At 57.2% G+C, this 13,262-nt stretch carries 13 protein-coding genes; 6 read left to right on the forward strand and 7 right to left on the reverse strand.

What is annotated here, in order from left to right:
• Positions 1-30: 30 nt before the first annotated feature.
• Both LZP73_RS15060 and LZP73_RS15065 read right to left on the reverse strand, forming a co-directional pair.
• On the reverse strand, positions 31-498 hold the full coding sequence (locus LZP73_RS15060; RefSeq protein ID WP_234235806.1) for a low molecular weight protein-tyrosine-phosphatase: 468 nt from the start codon (positions 496-498) through the stop codon (positions 31-33).
• A 47-nt stretch (positions 499-545) separates the two neighbouring features.
• Entirely contained in the window at positions 546-1,406 is an 861-nt protein-coding gene (locus LZP73_RS15065; protein ID WP_234235807.1) for a DNA ligase, read from the reverse strand.
• Positions 1,407-1,613: 207 nt separating this feature from the next.
• Here LZP73_RS15065 and LZP73_RS15070 point away from each other — a divergent pair, with 207 nt between their 5' ends.
• Positions 1,614-1,985: a diacylglycerol kinase gene (locus LZP73_RS15070; RefSeq protein ID WP_234235808.1), complete on the forward strand. Its 372-nt coding sequence runs from the start codon at positions 1,614-1,616 to the stop codon at positions 1,983-1,985.
• On the opposite strand, the gene LZP73_RS15075 is transcribed toward LZP73_RS15070, so the two are convergent.
• Complete coding sequence (locus LZP73_RS15075; RefSeq protein WP_234235809.1) at positions 1,957-2,847, reverse strand: LysR substrate-binding domain-containing protein; 891 nt, start codon at positions 2,845-2,847, stop codon at positions 1,957-1,959. The genes LZP73_RS15070 and LZP73_RS15075 overlap by 29 nt on opposite strands.
• Positions 2,848-2,955: 108 nt before the next feature.
• Here LZP73_RS15075 and LZP73_RS15080 point away from each other — a divergent pair, with 108 nt between their 5' ends.
• The 3 genes from LZP73_RS15080 (at position 2,956) to LZP73_RS15090 (ending at position 5,502) form a co-directional block, all read left to right on the forward strand.
• Positions 2,956-3,390 (forward strand): DUF413 domain-containing protein, encoded by a 435-nt coding sequence (locus tag LZP73_RS15080; protein ID WP_234235810.1) that lies wholly within the window; start codon positions 2,956-2,958, stop codon positions 3,388-3,390.
• Positions 3,391-3,412: 22 nt separating this feature from the next.
• Entirely contained in the window at positions 3,413-4,417 is a 1,005-nt protein-coding gene (locus LZP73_RS15085) for an ATP-grasp domain-containing protein (RefSeq protein WP_234235811.1), read from the forward strand.
• Positions 4,418-4,635: 218 nt separating this feature from the next.
• Entirely contained in the window at positions 4,636-5,502 is an 867-nt protein-coding gene (locus LZP73_RS15090) for a DUF481 domain-containing protein (RefSeq protein ID WP_234235812.1), read from the forward strand.
• Between the two features lie 78 nt (positions 5,503-5,580).
• Here the strand turns inward: LZP73_RS15090 and LZP73_RS15095 are convergent, their stop codons facing one another.
• The gene (locus LZP73_RS15095) at positions 5,581-7,176 is read right to left on the reverse strand and encodes a M28 family metallopeptidase (RefSeq protein WP_442800749.1); all 1,596 of its coding nucleotides are present in this window, start codon (positions 7,174-7,176) and stop codon (positions 5,581-5,583) included.
• Positions 7,177-7,392: 216 nt separating this feature from the next.
• Between LZP73_RS15095 and LZP73_RS15100 the strand changes: the two genes are divergently transcribed.
• Positions 7,393-8,418, forward strand: coding sequence for a diguanylate cyclase domain-containing protein (locus LZP73_RS15100; protein ID WP_234235813.1), 1,026 nt, complete (start codon positions 7,393-7,395; stop codon positions 8,416-8,418).
• Here the strand turns inward: LZP73_RS15100 and LZP73_RS15105 are convergent.
• The 3 genes from LZP73_RS15105 to pdsO all read right to left on the reverse strand — a co-directional run bounded on the left by LZP73_RS15105 (position 8,405) and on the right by pdsO (position 12,141).
• Positions 8,405-9,028, reverse strand: a complete 624-nt coding sequence (locus LZP73_RS15105) for a class GN sortase (protein ID WP_234235814.1) — start codon at positions 9,026-9,028, stop codon at positions 8,405-8,407. The two genes, LZP73_RS15100 and LZP73_RS15105, sit on opposite strands and share 14 nt — an antisense overlap.
• A gap of 45 nt (positions 9,029-9,073) precedes the next feature.
• On the reverse strand, positions 9,074-11,314 hold the full coding sequence (locus tag LZP73_RS15110) for a marine proteobacterial sortase target protein (protein ID WP_234235815.1): 2,241 nt from the start codon (positions 11,312-11,314) through the stop codon (positions 9,074-9,076).
• Positions 11,315-11,403: 89 nt separating this feature from the next.
• Positions 11,404-12,141: a sortase-associated OmpA-like protein PdsO gene (gene pdsO / locus LZP73_RS15115; RefSeq protein WP_234235834.1), complete on the reverse strand. Its 738-nt coding sequence runs from the start codon at positions 12,139-12,141 to the stop codon at positions 11,404-11,406.
• 392 nt (positions 12,142-12,533) lie between these two features.
• Between pdsO and pdsR the strand changes: the two genes are divergently transcribed.
• Entirely contained in the window at positions 12,534-13,226 is a 693-nt protein-coding gene (gene pdsR / locus LZP73_RS15120; protein ID WP_234235816.1) for a proteobacterial dedicated sortase system response regulator, read from the forward strand.
• Positions 13,227-13,262: the final 36 nt, after the last annotated feature.

The raw sequence follows: 13,262 nt of genomic DNA on the forward strand, positions 1-13,262 counted from the left end.
GAGCCGGACCCGGGTCCGGCTTTGCCCATGCTAATATGCCGCCACCTGCTCGAGTAGCCTCTCCAGGCTGTCATCCAGCAGGTCCAGCACAGTTTCAAAGCCGTCGCTGCTGCCATAGTAGGGATCCGGCACTTCCCCTATCCCCAGGGTGCCGTAGGATAGCATCAAACGCAGTTTATCCTTATGGGCCGGCGGGCATAGGGCCATGAGCTCGGCCAGATTCTGCTTATCGGCGGCGAGGATCAAATCGAATTGTTCGAAGTCTTCGGCAGTGACCTGCCTGGCGAAGATCCCATCGAAACTCAGGTGGCGTTTCTCGCCGGCGGCAACGGCACGGGGATCCGGCGGATTACCTCGATGAAAACCCAGGGTACCGGCAGAATCTATTCTGAGATTTAACCCCTTCTGTTGCAGTTTGACCCGGCAGAGTGCCTCGGCCGTCGGCGAGCGACAAATATTGCCCATGCAAACGAAGAGTACCGATGTGATTGACTTCATTTAACCCTCTTGATTCATGCATTATCCGAATACCGCTCAGGCCTGTGCTAATCGGAACGTATCCGGAGAAAACGGGCAAATCTTGGCAGCCCATTGGCGGTCAGGCCCGAATATTGATACGTCACCAGGGTGCCAATGGCGGGCGGTTGTTGCCTTTGCTTAAGATTAAAACCTATGCCTAGACTGAATTCCAGCCCCTCTGGAGTACGCACCACCAGGGCCCCCATCATGCCGCTGAACTGTCCTTTGCCGGGACGATAGCCTATCACCTCGGCTTCGGCATCGTAATGGGGTTTCAATTTCATCATATCCTGATTGCGCCCCGCCGCATACGGGGCGCGTTTCCTGTGCAAGACCAATCCTTCGGCCCCGGCCGCCACACTGGCGTCCAACTTAGCGTATAAACTGGCGATGCTGTCCAACTGAAATTGGGGGATGAGCTTAAGGTAAGCGCTCTCTGGGTTGAGATGGGTCCTGGCGAAGGCGTAGCGCTCGGCGAAAGCCGCCGGGTAGGCGGGCAGATCGAATACCCTGAAACTGACCCTATGCCAGAGCGCATCATCGGCGCCGCCATGCCGAACCAGGGTAGAGACGCTCTCGAAGCTGCCCCGCGCCAGCCACAACTCCCCATCCAGGGGATAATCGGGGAAATCGGCCACAAACCAAGCTGGGGCGGCAATGGGGTAACCCTGGCGGGTCAGCAACTCACTGCCTGTCCAATAGCCTCTGACGCCATCGAGTTTTTCGCTCACCAGATATTCTGCCGGGACTATGTCCTGGCTGAATTGACTGGCGAGCTGGAGTGGCGGTTTGCTGCGGGTGCGGCTGAGATCGCGTTCGCTGCTGCCCAAGGGGAGCAACAAGAGGCTCAACCCCAGTACCAAGGTAACGACTCCAATGAATGACATGCTAGCCTCCAGGCCTGTTGCTGCGTCCTGCAGATGCTCCAATGAAGACTAGGAGGCCAAACTCAGTTATTCAAGGCCCGACGGTTTTATCCAGGCCGGTGCCGATGTTATACTGCGGCCATTCATGTGCTTAGCGCCGCAAAACAACAAACGCCATCGCGACTAGGCATTCCTGGCAATTCTATCAGTAAGCAACTCCGGAATTTTATGAAACCAGCTAACAATCACGGCATTAAACGCGTCTTTCGCGCCACCGGCTTTTCGATGCAAGGTCTGCAATCGGCCTGGGTCAACGAGGCGGCCTTCAGACAGGAGCTGATCTTGGCCCTGTTCATGTTACCCATTGCCCTGCTGCTCGATATCAGCACCCTGGAGCGTTTGCTGCTGATCCTGACCCTGTTTATCGTGTTGATTGTCGAATTGCTGAATTCGGCCATAGAAGCCGTGGTCGACCGGGTCGGTGATGAGATCCACCCCTTGAGCGGTCAGGCCAAAGACATAGCTTCGGCCGCCGTATTCATGAGTCTGCTGCTGTGCGGCATTTGCTGGGCTATCGTGATTGCGCCTTTGTTGTTGTGATGGACTCGGTATTATGCGGGCCATCGTCCTTGAGGATCTTGATGGCCTGAGCGACCTGGACGCTTCTCTCGTTTTGCGGCCAATACGCCAGGTACACGGTTCTGGGGATGGCGTTGGCCCCGGCAACCAAGTGCAGCTCGCCGCTATCGAGATGGGGCTGCAGCAAATGATCCGGCAGGAAGGCACAGCCGGCATTATTGAACACGAAGTCCAGGGCTATGCTCGCCGAGCCGGTATGCAGGGCCGGCAGCGGCAGGTCAGCATAATCCTGGGCGTGTACTATGTTGAAAGCCGTGCCCCAATCCACCTTGATGTAAGCATGACGTCTTAAGTCCGTCACCGCCAACCCGGCCTTACTCGACACCAGCAGCAACTTCACCCTGCCCAGAGGCACCAATTCCAATTCATCGAGACTGGGGGGGTCGAAGGAAATGGCGATGTCCAGGGTGCGCTCCATCAATTGCCGCGTCATCACAGCCGGCGTCAGAATTTCGGTTCTCAGGGCAACCCCTGGCAAGCCCAGGTGCAGCGGCTGCAGATAGGCCTGAAGATAGGCATCCCAGATATTGGGGGCGGCGCCTATCGCCAGCTGGGTCGATTGCAACTGACTCAGGGACACGTCCTGCTTGGCGCGCTCCCAGGCGGTCAATACCGCCTCGGCATGCCCCAGCATGCGTTCCCCCGCCGGCGTGGGTTGAATATTGTTGCGTTGGCGCTCAAACAATTCGACCCCAAGGATGCCTTCCAGCTGTTTCACCCGGAAACTGACGGCACTGCGGGTCAAATAAAGATTCTCCGCCGCCTTACCGAAATGCCGGGTGCGGGAAACCTCGAGAAAGGTCTTGAGTAGATCTGTATCCATAAAAATTCTTTACCGAGAGAGGCAATTTTTTTTGATTTCTAAATCAATGATACTAGCCAATACTCCAGTTGCAAATCTTTGTATATCAAAATCTAGTAGGTGACTGCCATGTCTGCATCGTCTCTATCGCCCCGCTCTCCCGGTGCCGAAACATACCCACACTCAACCCAAACCGGCTTTGTGGCTCACAAGCCTTTCTATGACGACGTCAATTTCCCCAAAGGCTTCAAACGCTGCGGGGATTTTACCAACAAGGAAGCCGAGCTGCTGGAAACTCACGGCCAGGCACTCAAAGAGCTTGCCGAGGGTAAACGCCTGCCCTGCTGCCCGGATGAGGCACAATTTGTCCAAGTAGCCCAAGGACAGCTCGCCGCCTCCAGCTTGTTAGAGCAGATCTGGCAAAAGTATTGTAGACTCGCGCAGGGAAAGCCCTTCTATGCCGTGCTGGGTACTGTGCCAGCAGCGACAAGCAAGGCCGAAAGCGAAACAATATACGATATTGAAGACGATGCTCAGCAAGATGCTGAGCCTGAGGATAACTGATGAAAATTAAGGTTTGCGATTAATGCGTGGTTGGATTTTATATAAAGAGACCGCGACTCAGCTGAAACCTGAATTGTATGAAATCAACCGCTTGTTGGCCGCCGCCAAGGCAGACAACATAGAGTTGGAAGTCTATGCCCCGGAAGAGTTTGATCTGACGGTCACCCGGGAGGATAACAAGAGCATCTTACTCAACGGCCAGGCGGTCGACTTGCCCGACTTTATCATTCCGCGCATGGGTTCGGGCACCACCTATTTTGCCCTGGCGATCATCCGCCATTTGGAAAGACTTGGGGTCTATTGCCTCAATCCATCCAAGGCAATTGAAATAGTGAAAGACAAGTTATTCTCACAGCAATTGCTGGCCGAGAAGAATTTACCTACGCCCAAGACAATGCTGGTCAAGTTTCCCGTCGACATAGACCTGGTCGAACGCCACCTGGGGTTTCCCGTGGTGATCAAGACACTGTCCGGCTCCCAGGGCAGCGGGGTCTTCCTCTCCCATAGGGCAAGGGAATTCGATGACTTGATGCAACTGATAGAGGCGACCAACAAGAACGCCAACATCATATTGCAGGAGTTTATCGCCAACAGCCATGGCCGGGATTTGCGGGTATTCACCATAGGCGGCCGGGTTGCCGGCTGCTATGAGCGCCGCGGTCAGGAAGACAGCTTCAAAGCCAATGTCAGTGCCGGTGGCTCGGCCAGGCCATTCGAGATCACCCCGGAAATCGAATGGTTGGCCACCCAAACCGCCAACATACTGGATCTGGATGTCGCCGGGATAGATCTGCTGTTCGATAACGGCCATTACAAGATCTGTGAGGCCAACTCCTCACCCGGATTCGAAGGCCTGGAGTCCTGTTTGAATGTGGATATCGCCGCCCAGATATTGCACTTTATCCGTATCCGCCTGGGCATGTTTAACCGCGATCCCATAGCGCCAAAACAGCCTGCAGCGACTGAGCCCGAGACAACCTCGAATCGGGTATTGACGCGTAAGGTGACCGGCACAGAGGTCGAATAGCCTCAACCGCCGGCACGCGCCGGGGGCAGACTAAAAAACGCAGCCTGGGCTGCGTTTTTTTATGCTTGCCTTCGACCAGGTATAAATTTCACTCAAACCGAAACAATCTATTCACATTTAGACACAAAATGGTACACTCGCTGGGTTCGTCAAGGAAAGGCGCCATAACACAGAGTCAGTATTTGACCATAATAACTATAGGCTATGGAGCTAGTTTGATGGTAAAGCATTATTTTCTATTGTGTTTTTTTAGTTTGACCCTATGTGGCGCCGCCAGCGCGAGTGAAACCAGCATCAGTCTGGGTGGTTTCTATTCACAGTCCGACTCCAGTATCCAGGTCAATGACCCGGTTCAAAAAAGTCAATACACCCTGGATTACGAATCGGATCTCCAGCTAGCCGAAAACCAATTCCTGCCCTTTGTCTCTTTGAACCACCACTTCAACGAGCGACACAATTTCTATTTCGACTGGAAGCAGCTGCACAGAGATGCGGATACCTCGGGCCTGAACCAGCCCTTTCAGGTAGAAATCGATGATACCGTCTATGAAGTCAACGCGGGAGCCAAGCTGCATACCACACTCAATATCGACATTGCGACCTTAGGCTATGGCTACGATTTCCTTCAGGGCACCAACTACAATGTCGGTGCTTCTGTGGGCCTGCATACCATGTTTATCAAGGCCGGCTTCGAAGGCACCATAGGCGCCTGTGCCAGTTCGGACCTGGTTAACAACCTGTGTGGCAGCCATGCCATGCCCAGCATAATAGAAGAACATGTCACAGCGCCGCTGCCCGACTTCGGCCTCTACGCCAACTACGAATTCCTGCCCGGCTGGCAATTCAATGCCCAGGCACAGTATTTTTACGTCAGCCTCGACGATATGCAGGGCCGTTTGGTCGATGTCAAACTCGGGGTGGAAGCCGAAATCGCTAAAAACTGGCATATGAGCGTGGCATACAACTACTACCAGATAGATGTCGAACTCGATCAACAGCGTCCAGATGCCGAGGTCAATATTGCCAACTACAACCTCAATTACAGCTTCACGGGTCCCATGGTGTCGCTGAGCTACAGGTTCTAAGCGAGTTAAGGCCGCACTGACGGCAAGGTTGAGACAAAAAAGGCGCCCAAGGGCGCCTTTTTCTTTCAAGCCATTAGCCTAACGCCCATCCAGAGCCCGGCGTTGCTTGAAATCCGATGCCTCTAGCCACTTGGGCCACGCCCTGTTGTTGGCCAGCTCGGCGAGCATATTGCCTATCAAGTCCAGATCTTGCTCTACTCCCTTCAGGGACCAGCTGGGATCGTAATCGTCGGCCCCCTTATGGTATTTATGGGCGATATAGTCGGGATCTGTGTCCCCCAGGCTCATGAATAACAGCCCAGGCACACCTTGCTGGGCCAGGGCAAAATGATCCGAGCGGAACATCAAACCGTTCTGCGCCTTGGGATCGGCTTTAACACTGCGTTGCTGCGCCGAGGCGAAGCGTTGCAGATAGTCTTCCATTTCTGAGACGCCCTGACCGTACTGGAGTATGTAGTCCACCCCGGCGTTGACATTCATGCCATCTATATTGAGGAAGGCGACGATATTCTTGGTCGGTACCACGGGATGAGCGGCAAAGTACTGCGCCCCTATCAGCCCGGTTTCCTCGGCGGTAAAGCTGCTGAACATAATTGAGCGTTTGAAGGGCTTGCGATCGGCCGCCTGTTTGAAGATCCGCGCCAACTCCAGCACCCCGGCGACCCCACTGGCGTTATCCACGGCGCCGTTAAATACCTGTGTCTTGCCCGCTTCGGTCGTCGTGCCCAGATGATCCCAGTGAGCCTGCAGCATCACCACTTCGTCCGGACGTTCACTGCCGGGCAGCAGCGCCAATACATTGTAGGATTGAGCCTGCTCTATGTGGTTCCTGAGCTGCAGCTTGACCTTCTGCTGCAGCGCTACAGGAGCGAATCCCGGCTTGGCGGCGCGGGTTTTGAGGGCCTCGAAGTCCAGCCCGGCCCGGGCGAAAATTTTCTGCGCCGCATCATGTTGCAACCAGCCCATGACGCCCAGCCTGTCGCGGTTTTGCTTGTCGTCCACTAGGGTAAATTTGACGTTTGTGTTGCCATTCCTGACGACCCCCCAGCCATAGGCCGCAGGCGCCGTCTCATGCACTATGAACACGGCCGCAGCGCCCTGACGCGCCGCTTCTTCATACTTATAGGTCCAGCGACCATAGTAGGTCAGCGCATTGCCTTTAAACACCTGGGGATCCTGAGTGGCGAACCCGGGGTCGTTCACCAGCACTATCACAGTCTTGCCCTTCACATCCAGCCCCCGGTAATCATTCCAGCCATATTCGGGGGCATTGATCCCATAACCGGCGAACACCAGGTCGCTGTCCTTGAGGGTCACAGTGTCACTGATGCGCTCGGTTCTGGCGGTGAAGTCGCTGCCATTAGTGAAGCTCAAGTCACCTATCTGCAACTGCATCTGCTGTTCGGCCCGTATCGAGGCCATGGGTACCGGCTGCAAATAGCTGTCGCCGAAGCCGGGTTGCAATCCCATGGCCTTGAACGCTTGGCTCAGATAGTCCAGTGTCAGCTTTTCTCCCCCTGACAGGGGCGCGCGGCCACCGAACTCGTCCGAAGCCAAGGTGCTGACATGCTGGCGGTAGCGGCCGAGATCCAATTGCTGCTTCACCCCTATCTCGGCCCGCACCTGCGGCACAGACAAGGCGCAGAGCAGACAAGTTAAAATGAGTCTGTTCACTGTGTTATTCTCCCTGGATTGATGTTTATCTTGTTTTAATTATCGGGTAACGTGTTCCGGATGGCATAGCAGCGCATCCTAGCTAGGTCACGATCTCGGCCGCGATGCCCCTTATATGTATGGCGCATCGCCATCGGCCTCCGGGTATCCAAACAGGGATCCTCAGGCAATGCAAGCTTTCCCCTGCCCTGGCAGGCTTTTGATTAAGGTACCCAGATGTCGCCAACATTATTACAAACCGCCGCCATGCACCTTAAGCGAGCCGTGCCGCTGATGCTCAAGCATAGCATTCCCACCACGCCGACCAATTATGCCCTATGGTACACCTATGTTGGTGAGCAAAACCCCACATTAAATCAAAAACTTGATACCATTATTTCCCAGTACTCCACCTGTCCGCCCATAGACAGCGAGCAGCTATACCGTCAGTTCGTTGCCGATCCCACCCAGTTGGATGTCAGGAATATGCGCCAGAATCTCGATGCCATGGCAACCGAGCTGTCACAATCGCTGACAGACACACGTTCCGATGCCAGCACTTTCCAGAACCGGATAAAGGGCCATTTCGATAAGCTGCACAGGGTCGAAGATGAAGGTTTCAGCGTCGAGCAGGTATTGGATCTGGTGCGCAATTTCGTCAAGGAGGCCGATGATATACGTTCCAGCACTGAGTATTTCACCGAGCAACTGGCACGCGCTCAGTCGGAAATCACCAGCCTGAGGCATAGGCTGGAGCAAACCGAGAAAGATATGCTGTTCGATGCCCTGACCTCTTGCCTGAATCGGCGGGCCTTCGATGAAGATCTCGCCGGGCTCTTGACCCAGAGCCCCCAGGGGACCTGCCTTATCCTGCTGGACATAGATCACTTCAAGGCATTTAACGACAGTTACGGCCATCAACTGGGCGATCTTGTGTTGAAAGCCGTCGCCAAGCGGGTACAGGAGGCCTGCCGTGACGGCGCTAAGCTCTACCGGGTCGGCGGTGAAGAATTCGGGATCTTGGTCCCCGGCAGTCAGTTGATGCGGGTAAGGCAACTGGCGGAAGCCATCAGGCGCAGCCTGGAAAAGTTGAGCGTCAAAGACAGGCGCTCGGGGAACATAATAGATAACATCACCGCCTCCTTCGGCGTCGCCCAGTGGCAGGCGAAACAGTCGTCGACCCAAGTGTTCGAGGTTGCCGACAACCTGCTCTACCAGGCGAAAAATCTGGGGCGCAACCGGGTCATGCCTATGGCTCCCTGAGTTCGCTCATCCTTGGCACGGCTTCGACAATAAACCTCAGCTCGGCGCCTGCCGTCAGTGCATCGAAGGGATAGCAGGTGATGAGTGTCAACCTGTCTTCCCCGTCCCTGGCCATGAAGCGGCTGTCACTCTCATGCACTACCCGGATGCTGACAACGCGATAGGCCAGTTCCCGTCCATCGGCAGTTTGCAACCACAGAGGTTGTCCCTGGCGCACCTCCTGCAAGATGCCGAAATGTGTGTCCCTATGCCCTGCAATGACGCTGTTGCCGGCCTCGCCCACCCTGGCCCCGGATAGCACCAGGGCCGGGCCGAACGCCAGGTTGCGCCCCGAGGCCCCCGCCAGCACATACATGTCTTTCACCCGGATAACCGCGTCGGTGCCGGCTGACATCAGGGGCACCGACAACTTGGCGACAGGATAGGTATCGGCCCAGTGCCAGGGCTTATGGGGCCTCTGGTCCCTCAGGGTTTGCTGCCAGGCAGCCTGGATCAAGAACTGGGCAAAATGGGCTTTCGCCTGCATATAGACACCTCTGCCAAACAAGATGACCCCGAGTAACAGCACAGGCAGCCAGCCATAGCGCCGCATAGCCCTGGATAATGCCATCTCTGACTCCTTCAATAGGGATAAATTCAGGGCCGAAGCCAGCCTCTAGCCTTGCCAGCGACTATTCGCCCCTGCCCTGCCTCTATGGCTCAGGGCCAGCAGGGCCGCCAGGCCTATGAGCAAGGCTCCCAACAAGATCTCCAACCGGCTCGCTGTGGCCGTTTGCGGCAGACTCCCTGGGGCAGGCTGCCATCCCCAGGGCAAGGCCTGGCGCACTTGGGCCTCCCGGGTCGGCTCGCCTGCCTGTCTTGCCGGCGTCAGCTCGACGGCGACCAGGCTGGTATGCCGGCTCACCAGATGATAATCCAGTGCCAGGGCCGTCACCGCGGCTTTGACTTCCGCCGCGTTGGCCTGGGTCCGGTTCAGTTCGAGTGCGGCAAGCTGTTTCCTGGCCCACAAGATGTCCAGACCGCTGCCGGGCAATGCCTCGCCCAGGAACAACTGCCTCTGCCAGAACTGGCCGTCGACCTTCCCCGACACCCGCAGCTCTCTAGGCGAGTCGGCTGCCTGTTTCAGGCTGATAAGCAAAGGTTCGCCACGATAGAGATCCGTCACCCGCCTGGGCCAGTAATCGGGCACACTGGCATCCGGATATTCGAGCCTGATGTCGGTCACCACAGGCAGCGCCAGCTTACCCAGGAGGGTTTGCATCTGTGATGCCACCTCGGCCTGCTTGCCTATATAGAGAAAGCTGCCCCTGCCAAGCTCGGCCGCCCTCTGCATGAAGTGGGAATTGGGCGCCGGGCCTATGCCAACGGTGAACAAGCGGCTGCTACCCAGGTGTTCTGCTATCAGGCGGAACAGGGCGGCCTCGTTGTCCACGGCCCCATCTGTCATGAAGATGATCTGTCGTAACTTTTGTCGTGACTTTTGTCGTAACTGCTGCTGCCCGGCGGCGGCCAGCGCCCTCAACAGCGCCGGCGTCATTTCTGTGCCGCCGTCGGCGGTCAAGGCCGCGACAAAGTCCTGTGCCCGACTCAGATTACTGCTATTGGCGGGCAAGGCGCCGGCAGCAAATGCGTTCACGTCGTTGCTGAACGCCAGAATGTTGAAGCTGTCCTGCGGCCTTAGCCCCGACAGCGCCTGGGCCATGGCCTGTTTCGCCTGCTCCATGGCATCTCCGGCCATGGAGCCTGAAGTATCCATCACCAGGATGAGTTCCCGGGGCACAGGGTCCGGATGCCTGTCGCTCGCCCCGGGCGGCATCAGCATGACCAAGGCGTACCTGGCTTCGTCTTCCGCCCCTGTGCCCTGATCCTCAGCCGGGGGCTGGGACTGGGCTGAGGCGGCATGGGTCCGGCCCGGCTGATTAAACATGGTCACCTCGACCCCGGACAGGGCCTGTGGCCGCCAGCGCAACACAAAATCACGGTTGGCTATGGCAGCTTCCGTCAAGCTTATCTCTGTGCTGCCGTCCGGTTGCTCCGTTCTGGTGATGCCGTGGTAGGGGCTAGTCACCTCCGCCAGCGGGAAACCCGCGGCCAGCCTCACCCGGATGTCGACACCCGGCTGAGGCTCAGTGGCGCCCATCAACCATTCCCCGGACTCGGATTGAGCCGCCGCCCAGCCACTCCCGGCCTGCTCATCTGTCTGTCTATCCTCTTGCCTATCCTCCTGCTTATCCTCCAGGCTTGCCTCAGGGTCATAGGCAGGAGAGTCATCTGCTGCGCCCGACCGCCTAGGACTATATCTTGGGGTGATTCGCATGGGAAAACGCAAGCCGACTTCGCCATCCAGGTAGTTGAGGGTCTCCTGATAGCTGATTTCAACCGTCATTGTCTCCCGCGGAGCTAGGTTGGCCACCTCGGTACTGAAAATGTTGGGCCTTTCCTGGGTCACCAGGCTGGCCCGTCTCCCCTGGACCTTGGCTGTCTCGTAGCTTTGTCTCGCCGCGGCTTTCGCTTGGATCCTGCCTTCTATGATGCGCTCACCCAACATCAGGCGCAGGGCATCGACGGCGGCCTCGTTGGGCAAGGGAAAGCGGTACTCGCCGTTAAGCCAGTCTTGACCAGGATTTTCGAAGCTTTGAATCACCCTGACCCTGTTCACCAGCCCTGTGACCTGCATCTCGACCCTGGTATGCAGTGGCAGCGCCTGCCGATAGCCGCCATCCTCTCCCAGGTACCAGAGGCTGCCCTGAGCGAGTTCGGCTTCCCGGGCAGCGCCGGCGTCGGCCGCTGCGACTGCCGCCGGTGCCCCCAAGAGCAGGCAGGCTAAACTCACGAGTGCCGCCAACATGCCGCCGCAGCGAGGCGGCGCAATCACTTGCGCCTTAGCTATAGGCATTCCCTGTTCTCCTCTCAAATCCCTGCTCTTCTCTCAAATCCCCAGCTTTCCTCGCACGCCCTTGCCAAAGGCATGGCGCCCGGGCCATCTCAGTGCCCGGCGACCTTGGCCAGCTCTGTGTCCCTTGCCTGCAACTTCAGGGTCACCCGCCGATCGAACACGTCGGTTTCCCTGTCCTGGGTTTCGTTGAGCGGCGAGCTGGCGCCATAGGCCTGGGCGTTGAGCCTGTCCTTGGCCACGCCGCGTTGCACCAGATAGCTCTTCACTTCCGCCAGGCGCTGCTCGGACAGGGCCTGGTTATAATCTGCATCGCCACGGCGATCTGCATATCCCGTCAGATCCAACCTCAACTCGGGCGCCAGCGCCATGGTATCGGCCACATAGTCCAGTTGGCGGGCGAAATGCGGCTCTATCACAGAAGAGCCGGTACGGAACTGCACATTCAGTCCCAGGGCCAACTCGGCCAACAGTTGTTGCTGCGCCTGTTTCAGGGCGCTCAGCTGTCGCTGGGCCTGATCATATTCTTGCGCCGTCGCGGTCAACGCCGCCTGCTCCTGCCTGAGTGCCGTCAGCTCGTTTTCCTGTGCGGCCAACCGGGTCTGCTTGCGGGCCAGTTCCTCGTCATCGCCGACACTCTTGCCCAAAATCCCCCCGGTGAATGCCCCTATGATGGCCCCGACCGGCCCGCCTACCACTGCGCCCAGGACGATACCCGAGCCTACGCCTATGAGCTCCTCATGCCCCTGCTCCTTCTCCTGTGCCTGCTCCTCATGTCCCAGGGCCTTCTCCTGCCGCTCGGCCGCCAGGCTTTGACCTGAAAAGCCCAGGCTTGTCGCCACGCCGACACTCACCAGCAAGGGGAGTAACCGCCGCTTGAACGCCCGTGGCACTGTTGTTGCCGACACTATCTGTCCCGACTCGGCGGGTGCTTGCTGCATTGAGCCTGTATGCATTTGTCTATTCATCTTCTTGTCCCTGTATTGTTGCTGAATGAAATGGCGCGACACCTTGGCCATTATGGCCACGACCGCCGCTTTGCCGGCGCCTCGCATGTCGATGAAGTCATTAAACATCAAGTAGATGGCAACGGCAGGGAAGAAAGAAGGCTGTTCGCCTATCAATAGTGGCAACAAAATGGCAATTGCCGCGCCCCTCTTCAATCCCGGATAAAATCCTGTATAGTCACGCCAAGTTCAGCAATGCCAAGTGGAATACCAGGATGAAACGTATCGCCATAGTGGAAGATGAAGCGGCCATTCGAGAAAACTATAAAGATGTCTTGCAGCAGCAGGGCTATAGCGTACAGACCTATGCCAATCGCCCCGAGGCGATGCAGGCGTTCAATACCCGGCTGCCGGATCTGGCCATCATAGACATAGGCCTGGGTCATGAGATCGACGGCGGCTTCGCCCTATGCCAATCGCTGCGGGCGCTGTCGAGCAGCCTGCCGATCATTTTCCTCACCGCCCGCGACAGCGATTTCGATACCGTCTGTGGCCTGCGCCTGGGCGCCGATGACTACCTGAGCAAGGATGTCAGCTTCCCCCACCTCATCGCCCGTCTGGCCGCCCTGTTTCGCCGCTCCGACGTCGCTGGAACCCAGGCGAGCCAGGATAACCTGCTCGAGCGGGGGCCCCTGACCATAGACAGCAACCGCATCAGGGTGCTTTGGGAGCAGACCCCCATAGAACTGACGGTGACCGAATTCTGGATGGTGCATGCCCTGGCCAAGCACCCTGGACATGTGCGCAGCCGCCAGGAGTTGATGCAGGAAGCCAAGATATTTGTCGATGACAGCACCATCACCTCCCATGTCAAACGCATCAGGAAGAAATTTATCGCCGCCGATCCTGCCTTCGACTGCATAGATACCGTCTATGGCATGGGCTACCGTTGGGATTCCCAAGGCTAGTATGTGCACGTCGCCCGTTCACTCAGGACCTCAGCT

The sequence above is a fragment of the Shewanella sp. AS16 genome (genome assembly GCF_021412365.1).
GTDB classification, from domain to species: Bacteria; Pseudomonadota; Gammaproteobacteria; order Enterobacterales; family Shewanellaceae; genus Shewanella; species Shewanella salipaludis.

Coding starts and splice junctions, on each gene's coding strand:
- LZP73_RS15085 (WP_234235811.1), top strand. CDS start 3,413: ATGCGTGGTTGGATTTTATATAAAGAGACCGCGACTCAGCTGAAACCT.
- LZP73_RS15100 (WP_234235813.1), top strand. CDS start 7,393: ATGTCGCCAACATTATTACAAACCGCCGCCATGCACCTTAAGCGAGCC.
- LZP73_RS15080 (WP_234235810.1), top strand. CDS start 2,956: ATGTCTGCATCGTCTCTATCGCCCCGCTCTCCCGGTGCCGAAACATAC.
- LZP73_RS15060 (WP_234235806.1), bottom strand. CDS start 498: ATGAAGTCAATCACATCGGTACTCTTCGTTTGCATGGGCAATATTTGT.
- LZP73_RS15065 (WP_234235807.1), bottom strand. CDS start 1,406: ATGTCATTCATTGGAGTCGTTACCTTGGTACTGGGGTTGAGCCTCTTG.
- LZP73_RS15110 (WP_234235815.1), bottom strand. CDS start 11,314: ATGCCTATAGCTAAGGCGCAAGTGATTGCGCCGCCTCGCTGCGGCGGC.
- LZP73_RS15105 (WP_234235814.1), bottom strand. CDS start 9,028: ATGGCATTATCCAGGGCTATGCGGCGCTATGGCTGGCTGCCTGTGCTG.
- LZP73_RS15070 (WP_234235808.1), top strand. CDS start 1,614: ATGAAACCAGCTAACAATCACGGCATTAAACGCGTCTTTCGCGCCACC.
- pdsR (WP_234235816.1), top strand. CDS start 12,534: ATGAAACGTATCGCCATAGTGGAAGATGAAGCGGCCATTCGAGAAAAC.
- LZP73_RS15075 (WP_234235809.1), bottom strand. CDS start 2,847: ATGGATACAGATCTACTCAAGACCTTTCTCGAGGTTTCCCGCACCCGG.
- LZP73_RS15090 (WP_234235812.1), top strand. CDS start 4,636: ATGGTAAAGCATTATTTTCTATTGTGTTTTTTTAGTTTGACCCTATGT.